Genomic DNA, 25,786 nt, shown 5'->3' on the forward strand with positions numbered 1-25,786 from the left:
GGAAAATTCCAACTTTTTTGTGCTAAACTAGTGATGTATGAAGGCGGATGAGATTAAAGTAACGATAATTACATATGACCGGACCTACGATCTGACCTCTGTGCAGGGCACTAAGCTTAAGGATCTCCTGGATTCCACCGGTATCTCCTACAGTCTTCCCTGCACAGGCGCAGGAAGATGCGGCAGATGCAGAGTCAGGTTTACTAAAGGCGCGCCGGAAGCCCGTGACGATGAAAAGGCTAAGCTGACAGAGGAGGAAATATTTCAGGGCTACAGGCTCTTATGCAGGTGCATCCTTGAAGATAACTGTGCCATAAGTCTTACGGATGCAGTGGACGAAGAGAACATAAGCATAGAGACGGTGAAAAAAGGTACAGACCGGGCGATAGGTAAATCAGACAACCTCGGCATCGCCATCGACCTTGGCACAACCACCATTGCCGCAGCCTTGATAAGGCCCGCTACAGACAGCAACAGATCAGATGATTCGCCGTCCTACGAGGTCCTTGGAACCGCCAGCTGTGTCAATCACCAGCGCAAATACGGAAACGACGTGATATCAAGGATTGCAGCCGCTGAGGACAGCGAGACAGCCAAAGAGCTGCAAAGCCTTGTCATAACTGATATTGAAGAACTCATACAAGAACTTATAAAAGAATTCGGCGGAGGTTCCACAGGCGATATTTCTAATAATCCTTCCATCGGAGCCATCACCATTGCCGGCAACACCACGATGCTGCATCTCCTTGAAGGCATGGATGCATCGGGACTTGGGAAATATCCCTACACACCAGTGTCCACAGCAATGGTAAAAATGGATTCGGACAGGCTTTTTGGCAGTATCCGGGGCGCTAAGCTCACGATCCTGCCCGGAATCTCATCCTTTGCCGGCGCAGATATCGTAGGGGGGCTGTTTAGCCTTACATTACGCGGCGAAGAGAGATACTTTTTCATTGACCTTGGAACCAACGGAGAGATGGCCTTTTTTGACGGCGAGAACCTTAAGGTTACCTCTGCTGCAGCAGGCCCTGTCTTTGAGGCTGGCGGTATCAGCTGCGGAGTGGCAAGTATTCCCGGGGCCATCAGCCACGTGGAAATAGATGAAACAACAAGCAGAGCGAAGTATGAAACAATACAGAGGCAGGGTACATCTTCCGCGCAGCCACCAATCGGCCTCTGCGGAACCGCAGTATGTGAGATAACTTCCGAGCTTGCAAGGAGCGGTATCATGGACGAGACAGGCCTTTTATCCGACGAATATTTTGATGAAGGCTTTCCTGTCACAGAGGACGGACAGATCCGTTTCACTCAGCAGGATATCAGAAATGTCCAGCTTGCCAAGGCCGCAATACTAACCGGGGCCGGAACCCTTGTGGGAGAGATGATTCCTGACAAGGTCTATATTGCAGGAGGCTTCGGAAGCCATATTATTCCGGAGAAAATTGCAAGACTTAGGATGTTTCCCGAAGGATTTGATGGTAAGATAATTGCAGCCGGTAACACATCACTTAAGGGGGCAGCTATGTACACTGCAGCAGTCCTTTTAGGAAGTGAGAGTGAGGCGGCTGCCGATGCAAAGCTTGGGCACATCACTGATACGGCCCAAACAGTGGAACTGGCGGCAATTGACAGCTTTGACGAAGCATATCTTGAAGCAATGAACTTTTAACGGAGGAAATAGAATATGAAGGATGAGAGATGGGTATTTCACAAGGACGCAGAGCCTCAGGATCAGGGAAATGGAGTGGTAAGAAGAGTTCTTGCCTACACAGACGACCTTATGTGCGTTGAGAATACCTTTGAAAAAGGCGCAGTGGGAGCCCTTCATCACCACCCACACACCCAGATAACCTATGTTGTCAGCGGCGAATTCGAATTTGAGATAGACGGGGTTAAAAAGGTAGTTAAGGCCGGAGATACCATGCTTAAGATGAACGATGTGATCCACGGCTGCACCTGCCTTGAAGCGGGAATTCTCCTTGACATCTTTAACCCCATGAGAGAGGATTTTGTATGATCTGTGACAGCTGTGCCAATTATGTATATGACGAGGACTGGGAGTGCTACACCTGTATGGTCAACATGGACGAAGATGACTATTACAGACTCATGTCCGGCAATAACAAGGAATGCCCATACTACCAGGATGGGGACGAATACAAGGTAGTGAGACATCAGATCTAAAACAGACGAGGAGCAGTTATGAAAATAGTATTAGAGCACCTGACCAAACGCTTCCCCAACAGGAACAAGAAGATCAGGGACGAAGTTGTGGCGGTAAATGATTTTGATTTTACAATCCCGGACGGTAAATTAATTGGCCTTCTGGGACCTTCGGGCTGCGGCAAAAGTACCGCTCTCAATCTGATCTGCGGACTTGAGAAGCCCACCGAGGGCAAAATATATTTTGGGGACCTGGACGTCACAGCGCTTGCGCCTGAGAAAAGAGGCGTGGGACTTGTGTTTCAGAACTATGCCCTGTATCCCCACTTAAGCGTCAGAGAGAATATCAGATTCCCGCTTGAGAATCTTAGAGGTGACAAGAAGCTCACCAAACAGCAGATGGAGGAAAAAGTCCTGGAGGCCGCCAAGCTCGTACAGATTGAAGAGCTTCTGGACAGAAAGCCCAATGAGATGTCCGGCGGACAGCAGCAGAGAGTTGCCATCGCAAGAGCACTGGTTAAGAGACCCCAGGTGCTTCTTCTTGACGAGCCCTTATCCAATCTTGATGCAAGGCTCAGGCTCCAGACCAGAGAGGAACTTAAGAGAATACAGCTGGAGACCGGTATCACCACTGTATTTGTAACCCATGACCAGGAAGAAGCCATGAGCATTTCCGACACCATCGTCGTAATGAAGGACGGAGTTCTGCAGCAGATGGGCAAGCCTCAGGACATCTATGACGATCCCATCAACCTTTTTGTTGCCAAGTTCCTGGGGACTCCCCAGATCAACGTTTTTACCGGTGAAGTAATAGGTGAAAAAGTATATATAGATAAGGCGCAGGTCTGCGACGCACCCGGAGTCAGAGACGGAGATGTATATGTCGCTGTAAGACCCGAGGGTTTTGTTGTGGATCCAAGCGGTCCCCTTATCTGCGAATTCATAGGCCGTGAAGTCATGGGCCGCGATACCAGCGTCATCGCAAGACACGGCAATTTCCTTGGGGAAAACATAAGAGCCATCATTCCCTCCGAGGAGCTTATAGACTCCAAGGACGGAAGTGTTCGTTTTGCTCTTAAACCTTCCAAAGTTAGACTCTTTGACAAGGGCAGTGAGGAAAGGATCAGGGTGGAAGCATGAAGAAGAATCTGACAGCGTGGCTGTGTCTTCTTCCGGCCATCTTATTCTTAGGGATATTCATGGTCTATCCTCTCGTGGACGTTCTGGTATATTCCTTTGAGGAAGGTTATAACTTTGCATCCCAGAGCTACTTTGGAACGGGAACCTACAATTATTCCTATGTCCTTAGGGATCCCTATTTCATCCAGGCTCTTAAGAATACCTTCATTATTGTTATCATAACGGTTCCTCTTTCCACCGGAATCGCTCTTTTGATTTCCCTTGGCCTTAGTTCCATCAAGGTTCTCAGAGACTTTTACCAGACCGTATATTTTCTGCCCTACGTCACCAATACGCTGGCTGTAGGTCTTGTTTTCATGGTTTTGTTCAAAAAAACTCCCTACTCCGACGGCCTTGTCTCCATACTGATACAGACCTTCGGCGGCAAGGGTGTTGATTTTATCGACGGTCCCTACTGGGCCAAGATGTTCGTTATGTGCTTCTATACCATATGGACTGTAATGCCCTTCAAGATCCTGATCCTTACAAGTGCGCTGTCCTCCGTCAATCCCATGTACTACAAGGCGGCAAGGGTGGACGACACAAGACCCTTCAGGATTTTTTACAAGATAACGCTGCCCATGATATCACCAATGGTCTTTTACCTCGTGATCACAGGCTTCATCGGGGCTTTCAAGGCCTACAGCGACGAGGTTGCCCTCTTCGGAACGGACCTCAATGCTGCGGGAATGAACACAATTGTTGGTTATGTATACGACATGCTCTACGGTAACAGCGGAGGATATCCTTCCTATGCATCAGCGGCGGCACTTATCCTTTTTGCCATCGTATTTACCATAACCACCATTAACCTTATGGTCAGCAGAAAGACCGTTTATTATCACTAACTTCGTCGGAGAAAAAAGATGAACAATCAGGATATAAAAACTGTCGAAGCAAATACGAGAATCCAGAATACGCTGCGGGGAGTTATCAGGTACGCTTTACTGACTGTGTGGGCGGTGCTGGTGCTGTTCCCTTTTTACTGGATGATACTTACTTCGGTCAAAAGCTATGGCTCCTACAACTCGGAGTACATACCCAAATTCTTCACACTAAACCCCACTCTTGAGAATTACGTCCAGGCCTTCACTGCGGTGCCTCTGGCCAGGTATTATCTCAACACCTTTATTTTCACGGTGATAACAACGGGCCTTATGATGATCGTGGTGATCCTGTCGGCCTTTGCCTTTGCAAGGCTTGATTTCAAGGGAAAAGACATAGTGTTCACACTGTTTCTGTCACTGATGATGATTCCCAATGAGCTTGTCATCATCACCAACTACGTCACCATAACCAATCTTAACCTGAGAAATACCTTCACAGGTCTGATCCTTCCTTCGGTGACCTCGGTGTTTTACATCTATCTATTGAAGGAGAACTTTGAACAGATCCCGGAGGAACTCTACAAGGCTGCCAAGGTGGACGGAACCTCTGATTTCAGGTATCTGCTTAAGGTAATGCTGCCAATATCAAGGCCCACACTGGTGACCGTTACTATACTGAAGGTCATCGAGTGCTGGAACAGCTACGTGTGGCCAAGACTTATCACCGATGATAAGAATTATTTCCTTTTATCAAACGGAATACAGGAGATCAGGGAAAACGGCTTCGGAAGAGAGAACGTGCCTGCAATGATGGCGGCGGTCGTAGTTGTTTCTGTGCCGCTGGTTCTTATCTTTCTGATCTTCAGACACAAGATAATGGAAGGCGTCGCAAGAGGCGGAACAAAGGGCTGACAAAAATGATTCATAATATGAAACGAATGCTTATCACAACTTTATCTGCTTTTATCGGCGTATTTGCGCTGACAGCCTGTCACGGCGCTGTGGCATCAAGGTCTTTTTCCGTGCCGGATGGCTTTGATGAGAGCAGGAATATAGAGATCACCTTCTGGGCCAAAAATGATACCAACGTAACCCAGACCAAGATCTACAGCAAGGCTATAGAGGATTTTGAAGAGCTCTATCCCAATATTACAGTGAACATGAGGCTCTACACGGATTACGGCAAGATCTATAACGATGTTATCACCAACATCTCCACCGATACGACGCCCAATGTCTGCATAACCTATCCCGACCACATCGCAACTTACCTGACAGGAAGCAACACAGTGGTGCCGCTGGATGAGCTGATGACTGATGAGAACTACGGGCTTGGAGGGAAGAACCTCAAGTTTGAATCTCCCACAGTGGATGAGATAATCCCTGAGTTTTTGCAGGAATGCAGGATTGACGGTACCTGTTACTGTCTTCCTTACATGAGATCCACAGAGGCCTGCTATGTCAACAAAACTTATGTTGAGAAGCTTGGATATACACTGCCCCGGACTCTGACCTGGGACTTTATCTGGGAAGTGTCGGAGAAGGCCATGGAGACTGATACTGACGGAACCTACAAGGTTAACGGCCAGAACGTCATGATTCCCTTCATCTACAAGTCCACTGACAACATGATGATAACGATGCTGAAGCAAAAGGGTGCGCCTTACACCGATTATGACGGCAGCATTCAGCTTTTTAACGACGATACCAAGGAGATACTTAAGACTGTCGCAGAGCACACAGGGACAGGCGCTTTCTCCACCTTCAAGATCTCGGGCTATCCCGCCAATTTCCTGAATGCGGGCCAGTGCATCTTCGCAATTGACTCAACTGCGGGAGCAACCTGGATGGGAAGTGATGCTCCGCTGGTGGATATCGCCAAGGACAAGATTGTGGACTTTGAGACAGAGGTTATGATGCTGCCTCAGTTCGATACTTCGAAGCCCTATATGATGTCCCAGGGGCCTTCGGTATGTATTTTTAACAAAGCTGATTCACAGGAGGTGCTGGCTTCCTGGCTCTTTACCCAGTATCTTCTCACCAACGAGGTGCAGATAGCGTATTCGGAGACGGAAGGTTACGTTCCTGTCACCAGCAAGGCTCAGCTAAGTCCTGAGTATCAGGAATACCTTGAACTTGCCGGCACCGATAACACCACCCACTACGATGTTAAGATAAAAGCGGCGAGACTCCTTATGGAGAATGCCGACAAGACCTTCATCACCCCGGTTTTCAACGGCTCTGCCTCAGTAAGAGATGCCGCGGGGCAGCTGATTGAGAACGTGACCAAATCTGTCCGCAGAAAAAAGACCGTGGACGATGCCTATTTTGAATCTCTCTACAAGGAGACCGAGGCTTTGTATCACCTGGATCAGAGCAAGGTCCAGGCAGGAGGCAAGGCCGAGCTGGGAGAGCTTCCCACGGCGTCAAGGCTACTTATAACGGGACTTGTAGTGGTCTGGATACTTATAGGACTTTACTGGGCTAAAGAATTGATATTGCATCGTAACCGCTAGGCTTGTATAATTCAATTGTTTGTAGTTGATAATGAGGCTTTGACCCGGGACTAACCGTGCGAAGACCTCGGAAAACACATAATAGGAGGAATATTATGAAAAAGACACTGGCAGTAGCACTTACAGCAGTTCTTGCACTTTCTGCAGCAGGTTGCGGCAAAAAGACAGCCACCAACACAGCAGGAGAGGCAGCAAGCGCAGTACCAGAGGCAGCACAGGAGGCAGCTAGCGTAGTAGCAGAGGCTGCAGAGGAAGCTGCAAGCACAGCAGAAGAGGTAGTAGAGGAAGCTGTAACAGAAACAGCAGCCAAGGGCGAAGGCGTTATGACATACGAGGAGTATGCAGCAGCTGAGCTTGATTCAGAGGTAGTTGTTGAGACCTACGTACAGGCTAAGCAGTCCTGGTGGGAGGATAAGGCAACCATCTACACACAGGATGCTGACGGAGCTTATTTCATTTACGAGATGCCCTGCTCAGAAGAGGATTACAACAAGCTTGTTCCCGGAACCAAGATCAAGGTTACAGGTTACAAGTCAGAGTGGTCAGGAGAAGTTGAGATCGTAGATTCTACTTTCGAGATCGAAGAGGGTGACACCTTCGTAGCAACACCTGAGGATGTAACAGAGCTTCTCGGAACCGATGATCTTGTTAAGAAACAGAACATTTTCGCAGCATTCAAGGGAATGACAGTTGAGCCTTCAACAGATGCTGACGGCAACGAAGTAGCTTTCCTTTACAAGTGGGACGGCTCAGGCTCTGAGGGCGATGACCTTTATTTCAACGTTTCCGTTAACGGACAGACCTACAACTTCACAGTAGAGTCTTACCTCTGCGACAAGGACAGCGATGTATACAAGGCTGTTCAGGCACTTGAGGTTGGTCAGACTGTAGATATGGAAGGTTTCCTGTACTGGTATGAGGGCGCTAACCCACACATCACATCTGTAACTGTTAAGTAATTTGATTTTATATATTTTATGATCACAAGCCCCCATGGTTCAATTGAACTATGGGGGTTTTCGTGTTAATATCTCTAGGGAAAAAATAGGATACTATTGTTTGAAATACAGTGGAGGGCACTATGAGCAAAGAGCCGAATATCACCAAGGAATGCGTTCAGACAGTTATAGATAAGAAGTTCATCAGAATGTTCGATCTGCAGTACGCAGAGGGTAAGCACTACTTCGATGCCACCAGAAGAGATAAGGAGCACCTTGTGGCTCCAATGCCTGAGTCTGAGTTTAAGGCCATGCTTCCGGATGCGGTGAGCTGCGCCGTTATTATAGAAAACAAGGGCCAGGAGCCGAGGCTTCTTTTATCCTATGAGTTCAGATATCCAGTGGGAAGATTTCTTCTGGGAGTTCCCGCAGGACTCCTTGACCCGGAGGATTCAGACTGCGAGAATCCGGTACACACCGCTGCTATCAGAGAATTGCAGGAGGAGACCGGAATTGTTTTTAACCCTGAGACGGACAGCATCTATACCATCAACCCGCTGCTCTTTAGTACTCCCGGTATGACGGATGAGAGTAACGGCCTTGTGTGCATAGTGCTGAGGCAGGATACCACGGATAAGCTGGATCAGTCCGGAGCTCTTGGGCAGGAGTGTTTTGACGGCTTTGCCCTTCTTACAAGGGAGGATGCCAAGAGAATATTAAAGAGTGGACTGGATGACAGGGGACATTTCTATTCGGTTTACACCTGGGCTGCGCTTATGTATTTTGCCACTGATATGTGGAAAGAGTTGTGATTTTGGGATATAGCGTTACAAGATTGGAGTAATTAGGAAGTGAAGTACGATGCATTTATAAGCTACAGACATCTGGAAAAGGATATGTTTGTGGCAAAGGGAATCCACAAGGCACTTGAGACAACCAAAATTCCCTTAAGGATCCGCAAGGAGATAGGAAGAAAGGGTATAGAAAGAGTTTTCAGAGATCAGGAAGAGCTCCCTATCGGAGCCAGCCTTAGCGACAACATTGAGTCTGCTCTTGAGCAGTCAGAGTTCCTTGTTGTTATCTGTTCACCACAGACCAAGGAGTCTGAGTGGGTAATGAAGGAGATTGATACCTTCATTGCCATGCATGGCAAGCAGAATATCCTTGCAGTTCTTGTGGACGGAGAGCCGGAGGATTCTTTTCCCCAGCAGCTTCTTACGGATGACTACGGCAATCCCAGAGAGCCTCTGGCTGCCGATGTGAGAGGCGATAGTAAGAAGGAGATCAAAAAGAAGATCAAGAGTGAGTCCCTAAGACTTGCCGCTTCCATCTTGTACTGTGATTATGACAACTTAAGGCAGCGCCACAGAGAGCGCATTATGAGAAGATATCTTGCGGTCACTGCGGGCGTGGCTGCTCTCGGAGTCCTTTTTGGCGTATATAATGCCTACAACCTGGCAAGAATTAATGAGAACTATCAGCAGAAGCTCACCAACGAATCCAAGATTCTTGCAGCTACTTCCAAGCAGGTATTGGAGACCGGCGACCGCAAGGCAGCAACGCTGATAGCCCTTGAGGCCCTTCCCGGAGAGGGAGGCGACAGACCATTTGTGCCTGATGCCATGGATGCTCTGGCGGATGCCCTTGGATCCTACAGCGTAGGCAGCACTATGAAGAAAGACAAGATTCTGTCCCATGATATCTCGGTTAGTGATTTTGCCGTTAATTCGGATAATACCAGAGTCGTTTCTTCCGATCAGCTTGATGAAGTTTATTACTGGAATGTGGACACCGGAGATCTTTTGTTCAAGAAGAACTCCATTTACTATGAGGGCCAGCGCGATAAGGTATCAGGCCTTGCAATTAACAGCGATGCGGTTTGCGCCGTTACAGAGCATTTCATGACAGGATACGACGAAGCAGGAAATGTTCTCTATGAGAATCGTTTTACCGATGACTATGTGCTTTTTGCCAAATACAGCAAGGGCGGCAATTATGTTGCACTTAACTTCAGAGAAAGTGCTGCTGTGTATGATGCAAGAACCGGTGAACTTGTAAAAACCTTTGCTGACGAGGATCTTCTGTATTGTTCAGATATGATCTTCAGCCCTGATGACAGGTATGTTGGAATTCAGGCTGATTACGCCCTTCCTGACACTTCATTCAAAATGGCGGATGAAGACACCACCAATGTTATTGTGTACGAGATAGCCACAGGCAAACGTGTGGACCTTAACCTGCCCATGGACACTGTGCTTGATATGTTTTTTGCTCCGGATGATACTCTGCTGGTATGCTCCACTGAGCTGAATTCGCTTCTTGCTTCAGGAGACCATACAAATGTTGTACAGAAGTTTGACTACAAGACCGGCAAGGAGCTGTGGAGTACTGACGTTACCAGATCTCATATCGGGCCTGATAACAGCTATACATATGTTAAGTCCAGGATTATTGATACAACTGAAGGCAAGAAGGGCGAAGTTCTGGTTTCATCCGGTAGAAATATGTATAACCTTGATCTGTACACAGGAGAGATCAATATTACTATTCCTATGGAGAATGATATTATCGGATTTTACTTAAACCCTGACGGTGAGGTCTTTAATGTAGGAACTAGTGATGGCCATATTTCCGTTATGGATGGCAGCAGTGGTTACAATTATGCGGACTATGGCATTGAGGTGGGAGAGAACCTTACAGAGTACAAGACAGGACCGTATTTGATTACGTCCATGCATCAGTCTCCGGATATCGTTGTTATGAGCTATATGGAAGACGATACCAAGGAGGTAGTGATCGACAGCCCTACAACCATATATGCAATGGCCACAAGCCCTGAGGAGACCAACTTTTTCTATACAACCAAAAAGTCCGGCTCTGATTCTCCCTATGAGATACATGTGGTCGATGCAGCTACCGACAAGGAGATCGCTGACTTTTCTTTCAGTGGTATTACTTCAGATGATATCAAATATCATGATGAAAACACACTGGTAGTGATGAGCTATGATACTGACCTTACCTTATGCCATATCGATACCGGCGATATAGAGACGATTCCTGATACAGCAGAGATTATGGATTGGGTTCTTTCCGGCGATCGTAATGTTGCTCTTTCTGTAGATGGCAAGGAGTACAAGGCATATGATATTTCGGAAAAGAAGCTTTTGTATGAAGGCAGGTTTTCGGATGATTTTGAACGCGGATACTGGAATGACGGCGTTTTGAACGAAAAGGGTGACACTGTATATTATTGGGATTTCTATGGACGGTTGTATAAATGCGATTTTGTTAAGAAGGAGTTTACGCAGCTGTTCGAGGACTATACAGTGCTGAGTGCCTCTTTTACCGAGGATTTCTCCAAGGTTGTACTGGAGTGCGGCGATGGATTTGCCAGGGTTGCGGACACAGCTACACTGGAAATCTCCGATGAGATAAGCTTCTTTGGCGGAACCAAGAAGAATCTTGAGTTCTCCGAGGACGGAAGCAAGTTATACCTGCAGGGGTCTGATTATTATTTCAGAATCTATGATCTTGAGACAGATGAATATGTATATATATCCGATGATCAGTTGGATATGGCTTTTTACACAAAAGAGATTCCCGAGAAGAATCAGTTCATCTTCTGCAATGAGAAGGAGCTGATTATCATTGATACCGACACCTATGGTATCCTCAGCAGAATAGAGTACGGTGGACTATATTTTACCAAGGAAGATATCGTCATTGGCATGAATGGTAAGACCATATACAAATTCCATGTCAAGAGTCTCGAGGATCTGATCAAAGATGCCAAAGAGAAGTACGGCGATGCGAAGCTTACTCCCGAGCAGAGACTTAAATACAAATTGTCTTAAAAGATTATAAAGTGATTGAGAAAATTACTAAAGTTTCCGATATAATAGTAAGAAAGAACGTTATGTCTTTCCATACATGCAAGGATGCGTATACGGGAAACACCCGGGAAATGGAGGGAACCATGAGTAATATTTCCGAGATCACTGCTGCCGCCGGCGCATACGAGACCGGTAAGAGTACAGGCACAAAGGATACGCAGAAGACCACCCAGACCGGCAATTACGGCAAGACACTGGGCAAGGTACAGCTATCCGAGGAAGGCGCCAAGTACTACGAAGAGCTTAAGAAAAAATATTCCGGAATGGATTTTGTTCTTGTCAGCAAGGACATGAAGGAATATGCCAAGCAGAATGCCAGCTCCTTTGGAAACGCCAACAGAATGGTGGTTCTTATCGACGAAGAGAAGATAGAGCGCATGGCTACTGATGCGGATTACAGGGCCAAGTACGAGGGGCTTATTTCCAGAGCCCAGTCCCAGATGCCGCAGCTTCAGAATGTCATGGCAACCAAATCCGGCGTCAAGACCATCGGAATGCAGGTTAATGACAACGGAACCGCTTCCTTCTTTGCCGTAATGCAGAAATCTTCCAAGGATATGGCGGATAAGCTAAAGGAGAAGAGAGCTGAGAAAAAGAAGGCAGAGAAAGCCGAGCTTAAGAAGGAGCAGAAAGAAAAAATCAAAGAGAACCTTCAGAAGAAGATCGCCGATAAGGGGGACATCCCCGAGGACGAGGAGGATTATGTCATCCTCATGGCGGATTCGGTGGAGGAACTTATCAAAAAGATAGATGATTACAACTTTAGTCTGCGGGCTGACAGCGTTCAGACCCCTGCAGAGAAGATGGTGGGGCAGTCCATTGACTATAAAGGCTGATATACATAAGTTGGGGCGAAGGCCGGGGGAAACATGTATAGAGTAGCGATTTGCGATGACGAAGAAAACTGTATCAGAGAGGCAACACAGTTGCTTAACAATTATAGAAGAACACATCCACTGCTGATATTTGACGTGGATGTGTTCACGTCGTCTATAGAGCTTTTGGGAGCAATGGAGAAGGACAGCTACGACATATATCTGCTTGATATTTATATAGACAGGATGAATGGCATAGAGATAGCACAGGCCATAAGAGATAAGGATGAGGATGCCAATATTATTTTTATGACTTCCTCCAATGCTTTTTACAAAGAGGCCTTCAGGATCCAGGCCGTTCATTATCTGGAAAAGCCCATTTTACAGGATGATTTCTATGAAGCCATGGACAGAGTCTGCCACAGCGAGGAGACCAGGTTTCTTACGGTTAAGGACGGCGGCGCTGTCAGCAGGGTTGCTGTAGGGGATATCCTGTACGTGGAATCCGAGGACCATTACAAGAGGATTGTTGCCGAGAACGAGAGCTATCTTGTAAGGAGCACTCTTAAGGAAATATCAGAGGAGCTCTATGAACCCTATTTCTACAGCCTTGGAATAAAGAGCATTATCAACCTCAAGAAGGTTTTGAGAATATCCAAAGACACGCTTGTTATGGAGGATGGAAAAGAGTTTTCAGTGCCCAGGGGAACCTACAGAACGCTTAGTGAGATGATCCTTAACTATTCGTTCTGATGAAAGGATGGCTTATGGACAATACTGTTAACTTGAAACAAGGTTTGAAAAGGTTTATATGGTGCATTGGTATCGGAATGTGGATACTTCTTACTGCTATTGCGATATATGCGGCTCTAAATGCCAAGACCTTGAATATTTCTTCCGGTGGTACCGTGATAGTGTCGTTCGTTATAGGGCCGTTCCTTCTTCTTGGGGCATTATACGGTTATCTGTTTACCATGGTCAGTTTTTCACTTTCATTTATTCTGACCATTATCTTTGATATGCACGCTTCCTATAATATGGCTATTAATCTTGTGGCTGCTGTCAGCTTCTCTTTATTTTCCCAGTATTACTTCTTTACAACCAAGAAAAAGACCTTTCTTGCTGCGCTGGTGACACTTGTTGTGACCGGTATTGCAGAGCTGGCATGTCTTACGATTATCCCTTCAAGTGAATACAATCTGGAATCCCTGATTAAACTGTTAAACTATCTGGGCAGGGACGTTATCACGGTTTTTGGTATTGCCTTTGCCATATATCTGTTTTTTAACAAGGCCCCGGATATCTGTAAGCTGCCCTTCCCCATTGGGATCGGATATACGGCGGGATTCAGGAAAAATACCGAGGTTCAAAGGCGCCTTAGAAAGACCAGAGTAAGCGCCAAGATAACAGCTATCATTTTTGCACTGGAGTTGGCGCTGGGCATATCAGTAAGCGTTTTTACCATGGTTTTGTTCCCTGATCTTCGCCAGATGATGGTGGGGCGAATGGATGAAGCCATGAATGGGGCACCGGCTCAGGAACAGCAGATTGAGCCTGTGAACGATTCACAGAATGCAGAGGAGACCAATGGTGAAGCCGCCGGTCAGCAGTTCCTGGAGAGACTAAATGATATCGATTACAAATTTAACGAGTCCGCAGTGCGATTTGACATCAAAATGATTCTTTTGATGCTGTGTGTCGGTGTACCCATGGCTGCCTTTGCCAACTACTACACCAAGGTCACCATTGGAGGACCCTTGGGGGTAATGAGCGACTTCATGTACGAGTATGCCAATGCCGATGACGAGAGAAAGCTTGATGTTGGGCGTAAGGTAGACTCAATCAATGTTAAGACCAGAGATGAGATCCAGATTCTCAATGATTCGATGAAGGCCACAGTACATGCCGTGGAGGACTATATCGGAAGAATCCACGAGAAGCAGGAGGTGGAAAAAGAGCTGGAAATAGCCCAGAGGTCCAGCGAAGCCAAATCCTCATTTTTGTCCAACATGTCCCATGAGATCAGAACGCCTATTAATGCAGTTCTTGGCATGAATGAAATGATCCTCAGGGAGTGCGAGGATGAGCAGATCCTTGAGTATGCGGCTAATGTCAAGAGCGCCGGTAATTCCCTGCTTGGCATAGTCAACGACATTCTGGATTTCTCCAAGATTGAAGCCGGTAAGATGGATATACTGCCGGTTCAGTACCACATTGGTTCTACCATAAACGATCTTGTTAACCTCGTTGCCGCCAAGATATCCGACAAGGGACTTGAGCTGGAGATAAATGTTGATGAGACGCTGCCGGTACAGCTCATAGGCGATGAGATAAGGATTAAGCAGTGCGTCACCAATATCCTCACCAATGCTGTGAAATATACGGAAAAAGGCACTGTGACCCTGAACATCGGCTACAGAAAAGCTGATAACAAGAACATAATGCTAAGATTCCAAGTGGTGGATACCGGAATCGGAATTAAGGAAGAGGACCTGGACAAGCTCTTTTCACCCTTTGAGAGAATCGAAGAGATCAGGAACCGCACCATTGAAGGAACCGGCCTTGGCATGAGCATCGTCAAGAAGCTCCTGGCCCTTATGGATACAAAGCTTGAGGTGAAGAGCGTATACGGAGAGGGCTCCGACTTCTCCTTCGAGATCAGGCAGCAGGTGGTTTCCTGGGAACCCATCGGAGATTTCAAGAAGCGTTACAAGGAATATCTCCAGAGCACAGAGAAGTACCACGAGAGCTTCACTGCTCCGGATGCGGAGATCCTTGTGGTTGATGATACAGTCATGAATCTGACGGTCATTAAGGGACTTCTTAAGAGGACGAGGGTAATTGTAGACACTGCCGAGAGCGGAAAAGAGGCTCTTGAGAAGGTGGTAAAAAAACGCTACGACGCTATTTTTATCGATCACAGAATGCCTGAGATGGATGGACTCGAGACCCTGGCTGCAATGAAGGAACTTAAGGACAATATGAGCGAAGGCGTGCCATGTATAGCGCTGACCGCCAATGCACTCTCCGGCGCAAGGCAGGAGTACATCGCTGCGGGATTTGATGATTATCTGGCCAAGCCCGTTAACGGCAAGGATCTGGAGAAGATGCTTATGCATTTTTTGCCGGATGATAAGCTGCAGGCAGGCGAAAGTGCAGATGAAGAGAGAGCTGAGAACTCATTACTAACACAGCTTCAGGGGATAGATCTTCAGGAGGCACTTAAAAATTCCGGAAACTCTGCAATTCTTGAAAATGTAGTTCAGCAATTCCTTATCTCTATTGACTCCAAGGCAGATGCCATAGAAGGCTATGCCAGAGAGAAGGACTTCAGGAATTACACTGTTTTTGTACACGCTCTTAAGAGCTCTGCAAGGCTCATCGGAGCGCTGGAGCTGTCTGAGATGGCGGCAAGCCTTGAAGAATGCGGAAACAATGAGGATGATGTGGCAATACAGGAGAGAACACCGCAGCTACTTGACCTCTACAGGAGTTATAAGGATAAGCTGGCGGCAGCAGGTGGCGGGCAGGATGAGGATCTTCCCGAGATACCGGTGGAGGAGCTTATTAGCGCCTTTGGTGATATGAAGGAGCTTATCGATGCCTATGACTTTGATACTGCGGATTCTATCATGGAGATGTTGTCGCAGTATAGCATCCCTCAGGAATATAAGGAGAAATACGGAAGAGTAAAAGAATTAATATCAGCGGTAGACCGTGACGCGCTACTCGAAATATTGTAATATTATTATAGAGATAGAAAGGAAACGGCCTATGGAGACCAGAATTTTACTGATCGGAAGTGCAAAGAGCTTTATGGTTACCTCAATTGCCAAAGAACTTCGGGGCAGCGGCTTTGAGGTGGTTCAGACTGAGCCTGATGTAACTGCTATAGACAGAATCGAGAACAGGCCGCCGGTCTTTCTTTTCTATGTGGATGATCCGGAGGAAATGAAGGACATCTTCGTTTATATCAAGGATAAGGTAATGGAGGAGGATGTATCCGTCAGCATTATCGGATCCCATGATGACATCACCAAGGTTTTTAACAACATCCCCAAAGAGCGTGTGGCTGCGGTGTTTGAAAGACCCGTCAACGTCAAGGAACTTGGAAGGAAGATGATGGAGGTTGTGGCCAGGGAGGACGAAAGGCTCCAGAAAAAGCGCATTCTGGTGGTGGATGATGACGGAACTATGCTAAGAACCATCAAGTCCTGGCTTTCTGAGAGCTATCAGGTGTTCATGGTCAACTCCGGCATGGCAGCTATTACTTTTCTTGCCAAGAACAAGGTGGACCTCATACTTCTTGACTATGAGATGCCCATAACCACCGGACCCAAGGTTCTGGAGATGCTTAGAAGTGAATCATCGACTGCAAGCATTCCTGTCATGTTCCTTACGGTCAAGAGCGATAAGGACAGTGTTATGCAGGTTCTCAAGCTCAAACCGGAGAAATATCTGCTCAAGACAATGCCTCCGGCAGAGCTCCTTGCTAATATAGATGAATTTTTTGAAAAACAGAAAATCGATAACTGTTCTCAGTTCTAAAAATGAGAAGTGGAAGTCGGCCTTTTGTGTTGATGTTTAACGGGTTTTGTAGTATTCTGAATTCAATGGAGCATTTTGAAAAAACTAAAATACTCTACTTTTTATTAAAATAACGAATACTACAATACCGAAAAGGAGACGCCATGTTTAAGCTTTGCATCAATCCTTCAAACAAAAAAGGTCATATTAATCCCGAACTTCAGGGACATTTCTCCGAGCACCTCGGAAGAGGTATCTATGAGGGACTCTTTGTCGGAGAAAATTCAGATATCAAAAATGAAAACGGAATGAGAAGCGACGTTCTGGAAGCCCTTAAGGAGATTAAGGTTCCCGTTCTTCGCTGGCCCGGCGGATGCTTTGCCGACGAGTATCACTGGAAGGACGGCATCGGTCCCAAGGAAGGCCGTAAGAAGATGATCAATACCCATTGGGGCGGAGTAGTTGAGGACAACAGCTTCGGAACCCATGAGTTCTTCGAGCTCTGCAAACAGCTGGGCTGCAAGACCTACGTTAACGGCAATGTGGGAAGCGGTACTGTTCAGGAGATGCAGGAGTGGGTTGAGTATATGACCTTCGAGGGAGTATCACCCATGGCAGATCTTCGTAAGAGCCACGGAAGAGAAGAAGCCTGGGATGTTGACTTCTTCGGCGTAGGCAATGAGAACTGGGGTTGCGGCGGAAATATGCCTCCGGAGTACTATGCAGGCCTGTACAGAAGATACCAGACCTATGTAAGAGATTATCGTCCCGGCAAGCACATCAATAAGGTTGCCTGCGGCGCCAACGCCGATGACTACAGCTGGACAGAGGGCGTTATGAGCACCTGCTTCAAGGCTCCTGCCAACGTACATGGCTTCATGGACGGAATCTCTCTTCATTACTATACAGTTCCTCAGAACTGGGAGCACAAGGGTAGTGCCACAGACTTCGATGAGAAGGAATGGTATCAGACCCTCAGCAAGACTCTTTTCATGGAGACCCTTATCAAGAACCATCAGGCTGTTATGGACAGATATGACAAGGAGAAGAAGGTGGGCATCATCGTTGATGAGTGGGGAACCTGGTACGATGTAGAGCCCGGAACCAACCCCGGCTTCCTCTATCAGCAGAACACTGTAAGGGATGCGCTGGTTGCAGGTATCAACCTCAACGTATTCAACAAGCACTGCGACAGAGTCATCATGGCCAACATCGCACAGATGATCAACGTTCTTCAGTCCGTTATCCTTACAGACAAGGACAAAATGGTTAAGACACCTACCTACCACGTATTCAATATGTACAAGCACCACCAGGATGCAGAGCTTCTTGAGAGCTTCATCGAGACCAAGGAGATCGGTCTTGTGGACGAATACAAGGTTCCCAACCTTACAGAGTCAGTATCCCTTGGCAAGGACGGCAAGGTTCACGCAACAGTGACCAACCTCTCAGCCTCGGAGAGCTATGAGATCGGACTTAGCCTTACAGATACAGAGATTAAGAGCATCAAGGGAGAGATCGTTGGCGGAGAGATTCACCTTCACAACACCTTTGAGGATCCTGAGAAGGTTACAGTTAAGGCCTTCGATGACATCAAGGCTACAGGTAAGTCAGAGGCAGTTCTTACAATTCCTGCCAGCAGCGTGCTTCATCTTGAGATTGAGATCTGATCAGTTTATTGGTAAAACATAATCGAAAACAGAAACAAAAAAGCTTCGCCGATGATTTCATCAGCGAAGCTTTTTTAGCGGAGACGGCGGGATTCGAACCCGCGTGCCCCGGAGGACAAACGCATTTCGAGTGCGCCTCATTACGACCACTTTGATACGTCTCCAAACAGCTTATTTATTATACTTTTTTAATGGTTCCGAGTCAACCGGATTGCTTGGCATTTGGTGGTTTATTTTGTATAATTTATAGTAGTGTGCGTTTAACGATAGCAATTCAAAGGAGGCCTTTTTACGATGATGAGAATTGGTATGTTGACTAGTGGTGGCGACTGTCAGGCTTTGAATGCGGCAATGCGCGGCGTTGTTAAGTGTATTGCGCACAGTGGCGAGCAGGTTGAGTTCTATGGCTTTTTGAACGGCTACAGAGGACTTATCTACAGCGATTTCCGTATGCTCACCTCCAAGGATTTCTCCGGAATCCTGACCAAGGGCGGAACTATTCTGGGCAGCTCCAGAACCCCCTTCAAGACCATCAGGGAACCCGATGAGAACGGTCTCGACAAGGTTGAGGCCATGAAGCAGAACTATTACAAGCTGCAGCTGGACTGCCTTGTGGTTCTGGGAGGCAACGGATCTCAGAAGACTGCGAACCTTTTGAGCGAGGAGGGACTCAATGTAGTTTCTCTTCCCAAGACTATTGATAATGACCTGTGGGGCACCGATATGACCTTTGGTTTCCAGAGTGCTGTTGACGTAGCGACTCAGGTTATAGATAATATCCACACAACAGCTGACTCTCACGGACGTGTATTCATAATCGAGGTTATGGGACACAAGGTAGGATGGCTTACTCTCAATGCCGGAATGGCAGGCGGAGCCGACGTTATCCTTATTCCCGAGATCCCTTATGACATCGACAGGATCTGTGAGGCCATTGAGGCCAGGGATAAGAGAGGCAGCAGATTCACCATCATAGCTGTGGCTGAGGGCGCCATTTCCAAGAAGGATGCCAAGCTTTCCAAGAAGGAATACAAGGAGAAGATGGCCAACTACAAGTATCCATCCGTATCCTACGAGATAGCTGAGGCTATTCAGAATAAGACCGGACATGAAGTACGTGTTACCGTTCCCGGACACATGCAGAGGGGCGGCGCTCCCGATCCCTACGACAGAGTATTTGCTTCAAGACTGGGAGCTGAGGCCGGCAAGCTTATTCTCAAAAAAGAGTATGGCTTTATGGTTGCCTACAAGAACAGAGAGATCGTCAAGGTTCCTCTGGGAGAGATCGCAGGCAAGTTGAAATATGTATCTCCCGATGCAAGCATTATTAAAGAAGCCAAGATGCTTGGCGTTTGCTTCGGAGATTAAGTGACATCAAAAGAAGTTTTGTTTAGGCGGTAGTTTAATGGGGTATGTAGCACTTTACAGAAAATTCAGACCACCGGTCTTTGAGGACGTCAAGGGCCAGGATCACATAGTTACCACACTTAAGAATCAGATAAAATCCGACAGAGTCGGACATGCTTACCTGTTCTGCGGAACCCGCGGAACAGGTAAGACTTCTGTTGCAAAGATTTTGGCTAGAGCCGTTAACTGCGAGCATCCCGTGGACGGAAGTCCCTGCGGAGAATGCGATATGTGCAAGGAGATCGCGGCCGGCACCAGCATGAACGTCATCGAGATCGATGCAGCGTCCAACAACGGTGTGGAAAATGTCAGAGAGATCATCGACGAGGTCTCCTATTCCCCCACAAGAGGAAAAAAGAAAGTATATATCATCGACGAGGTTCACATGCTGTCAACGGGAGCTTTTAACGCTCTTTTGAAGACGCTGGAGGAGCCTCCGTCCTATGCCATGTTCATCCTGGCTACAACAGACGTTCAGAAGCTTCCTATAACCATTCTGTCTCGCTGTCAGAGATATGATTTTCACAGGATCACCATCGACACCATCGAGGGGAGACTTAGACAGGTTGTGGATGCAGAAGGTATTACGGTTGATGACAGAGCCCTTAGATACATTGCCAAGACTGCTGACGGGTCCATGAGAGATTCCCTGAGTCTTTTGGATCAGTGTATTGCCTTCAACTACGGCGAGGAGCTCACCTATGACAAGGTGCTGAACGTATTGGGAGCCGTGGACACAGAGGTGTTCGGAAGACTCTTTTCCGCGCTGTACACACAGGATATCAATGCAGCCTTGACGCTGCTGTCGGATATTGTCATTCAGGGACGAGAGCTGGCACAGTTCGTCAACGATTTTGTCTGGTATCTGAGGAACCTGATGCTGGTTCAGGCCTCCGATCAGATGGAGGATGTGGTGGATATCTCCACCGACAACCTGAAGAACCTCAAGCAGCAGGCCAGTGAAGCGGATGTGGATACAGTCATCAGATATATCAGGATCTTTTCCGAGCTGTCATCGCAGCTAAGATATGCCACTCAGAAGAGAATCCTTATAGAGATCACTCTTATCAAGATGTGCAAGCCTCAGATGGTGAAAAACGACGAGTCCCTGGAGGACAGACTTCGCATCCTTGAGCAGCACGACGAAGAGAACGGCAAGCTCCTTAAAGGGATTCAGAGCGGACAGGTCGCAGTAGCTGCCGCAACTGGAGCGCCCGGAGCTATGCCACAGATGGTTAAAGAGAAAAAGGTTCTGGACAGAGCCGTTCCCGAGGATATACAGAAAGTGGTTTCCGGCTGGGCAAGACTTCTTGCCGGAATGGATAACCCTATGAAGACCTACATGCAGAAGGCACGTCTTAGCCTTGGCAACGACGATACCCTGCAGATAGTCCTGGACAACAAACAGCTGGCTGCGAAATATAATGAGGGAGATTCCCGCACAGAACTGCAGACAGTGCTTGACGAGTCCATAGGAAAACATATAACATTTGAAGTTAGATACATAGAAGACAATCAGACATTCGAAGAAAACTACGTGAATCTTCAGGCTATCAACTTTGATATAGTTACAGAGGAATAAGAAAAGGAGAATTGACAATGAGTAAACGTGGAGGATTTCCCGGAGGCGGAATGCCCGGTAACATGAGCAATCTTATGAAGCAGGCCCAGAGAATGCAGCGCCAGATGGAGGAGAGCCAGAAGGAACTTGAGACCAAGGAGTTCTCAGCCAAGGCAGGCGGCGGTGCAGTAGAGGCTGTTGTTTTTGGTAATAAGACTTTGAAGAGCGTTACTATTTCACCGGATGCTGTTGATCCCGATGATGTTGAGATGCTTCAGGATATGATCGTTGCAGCAATCAATGAGGCAATGAAACAGGCTGAGGAAGAGAGCGGCGCTATGCTTGGCAAGATGACCGGCGGACTTGGCGGAGGATTTCCTTTCTGATGGATCTTTACAGCGGACATATTAATCGGCTGATAGAAGAACTTGCATCTCTTCCGGGAATAGGTGGCAAATCCGCCCAGAGACTTGCTTTTTACCTGATAGGCCTTCCCAAGGACAGGGTTAAGAAGCTGGCGGATTCCATAGTTGACGCTCGGGAGAACGTGCACTATTGCAAGGTCTGCTGCACTCTGACAGATGATGACATCTGCCCTATCTGCAGCAACGAGCACAGAGACCACAAGACCATTATGGTGGTGGAGAATGCACGGGACCTGGCAGCTTATGAGAAAACAGGTAAATTTGAGGGAGTTTATCATGTTCTTCACGGAGCTATTTCGCCCATGCTGGGCATAGGCCCCGGAGATATCAGACTGACGGAATTGATGCAGCGGCTTCAGAACGAGGATGTTGAGGAGGTTATTGTCGCTACCAACTCAAGCCTTGAGGGCGAGACCACTGCTATGTATATCAGCAAACTCATTAAGCCTACAGGAATCAAGGTTACCAGGATCGCCAGCGGAGTACCCGTGGGAGGAGACCTTGAGTATATCGACGAAGTGACACTGCTTCGTGCACTTGAAGGCAGGACAGAACTTTAAGACGACAATAAGGAGGAGAAGTATGGCAGTTAAGCGTGAGTTTTTAGGGGAAGCACCAAGCGGAGCACCGGTGTATGCGTATCATATGATCGCAGCAACAGGTATGGAGGTGGTAGTTCTTAATTTTGGTGCCACCATCAAGAATATTTTTGTACCCGCCAAGGACGGAAGCAAGGTGGATGTGGCTCTTGGCTACGACGACCTTTCCGAATACTTTGGAAATGAGAGCTTTATCGGCGCCACAGTAGGCCCTTGTGCCAACAGGATTGCAGGCGCTGCCTACAAAATAGATGGGAAGCAGTTCAGCCTCCCTGTTAACGATGGCCCCAACAACCTTCACACAGACCACGACAACGGCTTCCACAAGCGCGTATGGGATGCCGAAGAGGGCGACAATTTCGTCAAATTCACTTTGAAATCTGACGACGGAGATCTTGGATTTTCCGGAAACAGAGTGTTTGAACTTACCTACACTCTCACCGATGACAATGCACTTTCCCTGCATTATCATGCAACCAGCGATGCAAGAACTCTTATCAATATGACCAATCATGCATACTTCAATCTCAGTGGCCACAATGCAGGCTCTATTCATGACCACCTGATGAAGCTCAATGCATCTTATTACACACCTGTAATTGATTCCGCTGCTATTCCCACCGGCGAGATTGTCAACGTTGTGGGAACTCCTTTTGATTTCATCGAGGAGAAAACAATCGGACGTGATATAAATGCAGATGATGCTCAGCTCAAGGCTGTCGGAGGCTACGATCACAATTTCTGTATCGATGGCTTCGACGGCACACGCAGAATTTTCGCAACTGTTACATCACCTGTAACCGGAATCACAATGCAGTGTTCAACCACACTTCCCGGATTCCAGTTCTATGCCGGCAACTTCCTTAAGAGCAGTAATGCCAAGGGCGGCGGAGTATACAAATCAAGAGACGGTTTCTGCCTCGAGACACAGATCTATCCCAATGCCGTTAATGAGCCTGAATTCCCGGATCCGATCTTCGGACCTGACAGAGAATACGATACAGTGACTGTTTATCAGTTCGCATAAGGTCTTCGGAGGCATATTTTGGCTGAAGTAAGAGATTTTAGCTCATACGCAGAAAAAATAAATAAGAATAAAGAAGAACCTGCCTCAGTGCGTGATACTGTGGACTACAAGGAAAAGATCAGGCATCACAGACTGACAGTCTTTTTCCGAACCGTGGCAATTGCGGCAGTGGTTCTGTTTGTGGTTTCAGCCCTGTATATCAGCTGGAGAGACAAGGAATATTCCGAGGCAGTTATAACTACAGGGGGAGAGCTGACCAATGGCTCGGATTCCAAAATCATAGCTCTTGGCGGATATATCGTTCAATACAGTAAGGATGGAATCAGCTGTATTGACTCCACCGGCAAGGCTCTGTGGAATCAGACCTATGAGATGCAGAGTCCCATAGCCCATACCTGTAACAATGTTGTGGCAGTGGGAGATTATAACGGTCACAACATCTATGTCAGCAATACCTCGGGGGCGCTGGGTGAAATTGATACCAACCTGCCTATCAGAGACTTCTGTGTATCGTCACAGGGAGTTGTTGCGGCAGTTCTTGACGGTACCGATGTGACCTGGATATATGTATATGATCCTAAGGGAGCTACTCTTGTAAGCTTCAAGACCACCATGAAGGACAGCGGATATCCCCTTGATATCAGCCTGTCACCCAATGGCGAGCTGCTCTGCGTATCCTATCTGTATCCTGATGAAGGTGAACTCAAGACCAGCGTTGCTTTCTTTAACTTTGGGTCCGTTGGACAGAACTCCATTGATAATTATGTCAGTGGTTATGATTATCCCGGAACCATTGTTCCCTATGTGCAGTTCATGAATGCCGGCACCGCTTTCGCTGTTTCTGATGACAGAATCATGTTCTACTCGGGAGATCAGAAGCCTGTGAGCCAGGCGGAGAGCCTTACCGGAGGAGAAGAAGTAAGATCGGTATACTTTAACGAATCCTATGTGGGCCTTGTTTTTGCAAACAATACAGCCGAGGGTGCATACAGACTTCAGGTCTACAACACACAGGGAAACCTGATACTTACTTCCTACTTTGATATGCATTATTCGGATATCATTTTTGATGACAAGCAGATCGTTATATACAATGATGATGAATGCATCATTCAGGATGTAACGGGGCACGTTAAATATAAAGGAAGCTTTATTACACCGGTCAGACTTATGATCCCCTCGGGAGTGAGAAATAAGTATGCACTGGTGACCAACCAGAATGTTCAGACTATGAACCTTAAGTAAAGAATAACCATATGTTACGGAGGAACCGAAGTGCTCGGATTTGAAATAGCGGATATCGTCATCGCCATAGTGGTGGTGTGCCTTATCCTCTGGAGAATGTCATATGGAGCTAACAATGGCCTGTTTGCGGAAGCAGCAGGCCTTATTTCTGTCCTGGCAGCCTTTGCCTCGATCTACTATATAGTTAAGATCGTGGGAGATGCGCTGAGCCTTAAGCTGGGAAACATCATTCCCAGGATAGGTTATCTGATCGTTGCTTTTCTGATATATAAAGTGATGAATACGTTGACGGAACACCTTCGCAAGATCAAGGATATTCCGATCCTCGGAGGATTCGACAGACTCCTTGGCGCAATTCTCGGCGCAGTTGAGGCGGCTGTCATTATCAAACTCATCACCTTTATCACCGGAATGCAGATAATGCCTGTGGTTCTCAAGATGACAGATGCTCTGTATAACTATATAAGATCTCTTCTATAAGGAAAAAGAAAACTTTTATAAACAATAAAAAAACCTATTGCATTAATAAAACTGAGATGTTATACTTCATTTTGCCCGTTGCGAATGGGCGACGGAAACCGCAGAAAATGGCGCTTTCCGGAACAGCTTTCCAAAAACTTTCAAAAAACTTAAAAAAAGTTGTTGACAGATATTTGGAGCTGTGATATTCTAAATGAGTTGCGGCTGAGAGCTGCAGCGACAAGTACCTTGACAAATAAACAGTAATGCAACCCTGAAAAATTCCAAGAGAATTATTCAGAATTAACAAACCAAAAGTAATAACGGACAGAACATAAGGCCAAGCTTTTAGTTCTGGCCGGATTGAACAAAACATTTAAACGTGAGAGTTCGATCCTGGCTCAGGATGAACGCTGGCGGCGTGCCTAACACATGCAAGTCGAACGGACTTAAGACGCTGATGAGGCTTCGGCGGATTCTTGTTTTAAGTTAGTGGCGGACGGGTGAGTAACGCGTGGGCAACCTGCCTCAT

The 25,786-nt window shown here is 47.0% G+C and carries 22 protein-coding genes, 1 tRNA gene and 1 rRNA gene; 23 read left to right on the plus strand and 1 reads right to left on the minus strand.

Features of this window, described 5'->3' with window-relative positions:
* Nucleotides 1-37 precede the first annotated feature (37 nt).
* From G588_RS0112260 to G588_RS0112330, 15 genes are all read left to right on the plus strand, one after another.
* On the plus strand, nucleotides 38-1,669 hold the full coding sequence (locus tag G588_RS0112260) for an ASKHA domain-containing protein (RefSeq protein WP_022779033.1): 1,632 nt from the start codon (nucleotides 38-40) through the stop codon (nucleotides 1,667-1,669).
* 15 nt (nucleotides 1,670-1,684) lie between these two features.
* Complete coding sequence (locus tag G588_RS0112265) at nucleotides 1,685-2,017, plus strand: cupin domain-containing protein (protein ID WP_022779034.1); 333 nt, start codon at nucleotides 1,685-1,687, stop codon at nucleotides 2,015-2,017.
* Nucleotides 2,014-2,184 (plus strand): DUF6472 family protein, encoded by a 171-nt coding sequence (locus G588_RS22785; protein WP_022767772.1) that lies wholly within the window; start codon nucleotides 2,014-2,016, stop codon nucleotides 2,182-2,184. Before G588_RS0112265 ends, G588_RS22785 begins: the two co-directional genes overlap by 4 nt.
* An 18-nt stretch (nucleotides 2,185-2,202) precedes the next feature.
* A complete protein-coding gene (locus tag G588_RS0112275; protein WP_022779035.1) occupies nucleotides 2,203-3,303 on the plus strand; it encodes an ABC transporter ATP-binding protein in 1,101 nt (366 codons plus the stop codon).
* Nucleotides 3,300-4,190 carry a carbohydrate ABC transporter permease gene (locus tag G588_RS0112280; protein ID WP_022779036.1) on the plus strand — a complete coding sequence of 297 codons (891 nt, stop codon included), beginning with the start codon at nucleotides 3,300-3,302 and terminating at the stop codon, nucleotides 4,188-4,190. The genes G588_RS0112275 and G588_RS0112280 overlap by 4 nt, the downstream gene beginning before the upstream one ends.
* Before the next feature lie 18 nt (nucleotides 4,191-4,208).
* On the plus strand, nucleotides 4,209-5,081 hold the full coding sequence (locus G588_RS0112285) for a carbohydrate ABC transporter permease (protein WP_022779037.1): 873 nt from the start codon (nucleotides 4,209-4,211) through the stop codon (nucleotides 5,079-5,081).
* A gap of 17 nt (nucleotides 5,082-5,098) precedes the next feature.
* Complete coding sequence (locus tag G588_RS0112290) at nucleotides 5,099-6,685, plus strand: ABC transporter substrate-binding protein (protein WP_022779038.1); 1,587 nt, start codon at nucleotides 5,099-5,101, stop codon at nucleotides 6,683-6,685.
* A gap of 95 nt (nucleotides 6,686-6,780) precedes the next feature.
* A complete protein-coding gene (locus G588_RS0112295; protein ID WP_022779039.1) occupies nucleotides 6,781-7,644 on the plus strand; it encodes a hypothetical protein in 864 nt (287 codons plus the stop codon).
* Between the two features lie 122 nt (nucleotides 7,645-7,766).
* Nucleotides 7,767-8,435: an NUDIX hydrolase gene (locus tag G588_RS0112300; protein WP_022779040.1), complete on the plus strand. Its 669-nt coding sequence runs from the start codon at nucleotides 7,767-7,769 to the stop codon at nucleotides 8,433-8,435.
* Nucleotides 8,436-8,474: 39 nt separating this feature from the next.
* Nucleotides 8,475-11,480, plus strand: coding sequence for a toll/interleukin-1 receptor domain-containing protein (locus G588_RS0112305; RefSeq protein WP_022779041.1), 3,006 nt, complete (start codon nucleotides 8,475-8,477; stop codon nucleotides 11,478-11,480).
* A gap of 122 nt (nucleotides 11,481-11,602) precedes the next feature.
* Entirely contained in the window at nucleotides 11,603-12,355 is a 753-nt protein-coding gene (locus G588_RS0112310) for a DUF6033 family protein (protein ID WP_022779042.1), read from the plus strand.
* A gap of 33 nt (nucleotides 12,356-12,388) precedes the next feature.
* Nucleotides 12,389-13,087 (plus strand): LytR/AlgR family response regulator transcription factor, encoded by a 699-nt coding sequence (locus G588_RS0112315; RefSeq protein WP_022779043.1) that lies wholly within the window; start codon nucleotides 12,389-12,391, stop codon nucleotides 13,085-13,087.
* Between the two features lie 44 nt (nucleotides 13,088-13,131).
* Nucleotides 13,132-16,077 (plus strand): ATP-binding protein, encoded by a 2,946-nt coding sequence (locus G588_RS21625; RefSeq protein ID WP_242830367.1) that lies wholly within the window; start codon nucleotides 13,132-13,134, stop codon nucleotides 16,075-16,077.
* Nucleotides 16,078-16,108: 31 nt separating this feature from the next.
* Nucleotides 16,109-16,882: a response regulator gene (locus tag G588_RS0112325; RefSeq protein WP_022779045.1), complete on the plus strand. Its 774-nt coding sequence runs from the start codon at nucleotides 16,109-16,111 to the stop codon at nucleotides 16,880-16,882.
* A 143-nt stretch (nucleotides 16,883-17,025) separates the two neighbouring features.
* Nucleotides 17,026-18,531, plus strand: coding sequence for an alpha-N-arabinofuranosidase (locus G588_RS0112330; protein WP_022779046.1), 1,506 nt, complete (start codon nucleotides 17,026-17,028; stop codon nucleotides 18,529-18,531).
* A gap of 78 nt (nucleotides 18,532-18,609) precedes the next feature.
* Here the strand turns inward: G588_RS0112330 and G588_RS0112335 are convergent.
* Nucleotides 18,610-18,695 (minus strand) — tRNA-Ser (locus tag G588_RS0112335).
* 130 nt (nucleotides 18,696-18,825) lie between these two features.
* On the opposite strand from G588_RS0112335, the gene G588_RS0112340 reads away from it, so the two are divergent.
* From G588_RS0112340 to G588_RS0112375, 8 genes are all read left to right on the plus strand, one after another.
* Nucleotides 18,826-19,899, plus strand: coding sequence for a 6-phosphofructokinase (locus G588_RS0112340; RefSeq protein WP_022779047.1), 1,074 nt, complete (start codon nucleotides 18,826-18,828; stop codon nucleotides 19,897-19,899).
* A gap of 37 nt (nucleotides 19,900-19,936) precedes the next feature.
* Nucleotides 19,937-21,520, plus strand: a complete 1,584-nt coding sequence (gene dnaX, locus G588_RS0112345; RefSeq protein ID WP_022779048.1) for a DNA polymerase III subunit gamma/tau — start codon at nucleotides 19,937-19,939, stop codon at nucleotides 21,518-21,520.
* 17 nt (nucleotides 21,521-21,537) lie between these two features.
* Nucleotides 21,538-21,885, plus strand: coding sequence for a YbaB/EbfC family nucleoid-associated protein (locus G588_RS0112350; RefSeq protein WP_022779049.1), 348 nt, complete (start codon nucleotides 21,538-21,540; stop codon nucleotides 21,883-21,885).
* A complete protein-coding gene (recR, locus tag G588_RS0112355) occupies nucleotides 21,885-22,484 on the plus strand; it encodes a recombination mediator RecR (protein WP_022779050.1) in 600 nt (199 codons plus the stop codon). The genes G588_RS0112350 and recR overlap by 1 nt, the downstream gene beginning before the upstream one ends.
* A gap of 22 nt (nucleotides 22,485-22,506) precedes the next feature.
* Entirely contained in the window at nucleotides 22,507-23,550 is a 1,044-nt protein-coding gene (locus G588_RS0112360; protein WP_022779051.1) for an aldose epimerase family protein, read from the plus strand.
* Between the two features lie 18 nt (nucleotides 23,551-23,568).
* Entirely contained in the window at nucleotides 23,569-24,795 is a 1,227-nt protein-coding gene (locus G588_RS0112365; RefSeq protein ID WP_022779052.1) for a DUF5711 family protein, read from the plus strand.
* Between the two features lie 30 nt (nucleotides 24,796-24,825).
* The gene (locus G588_RS0112370; protein ID WP_022779053.1) at nucleotides 24,826-25,275 is read left to right on the plus strand and encodes a CvpA family protein; all 450 of its coding nucleotides are present in this window, start codon (nucleotides 24,826-24,828) and stop codon (nucleotides 25,273-25,275) included.
* Nucleotides 25,276-25,632: 357 nt separating this feature from the next.
* A 16S ribosomal RNA gene (locus G588_RS0112375) occupies nucleotides 25,633-25,786 on the plus strand; the annotation flags it as partial.

Source organism: Butyrivibrio sp. AE3009 (genome assembly GCF_000420845.1).
In the GTDB taxonomy this organism is placed as follows: Bacteria; Bacillota; Clostridia; order Lachnospirales; family Lachnospiraceae; genus Butyrivibrio.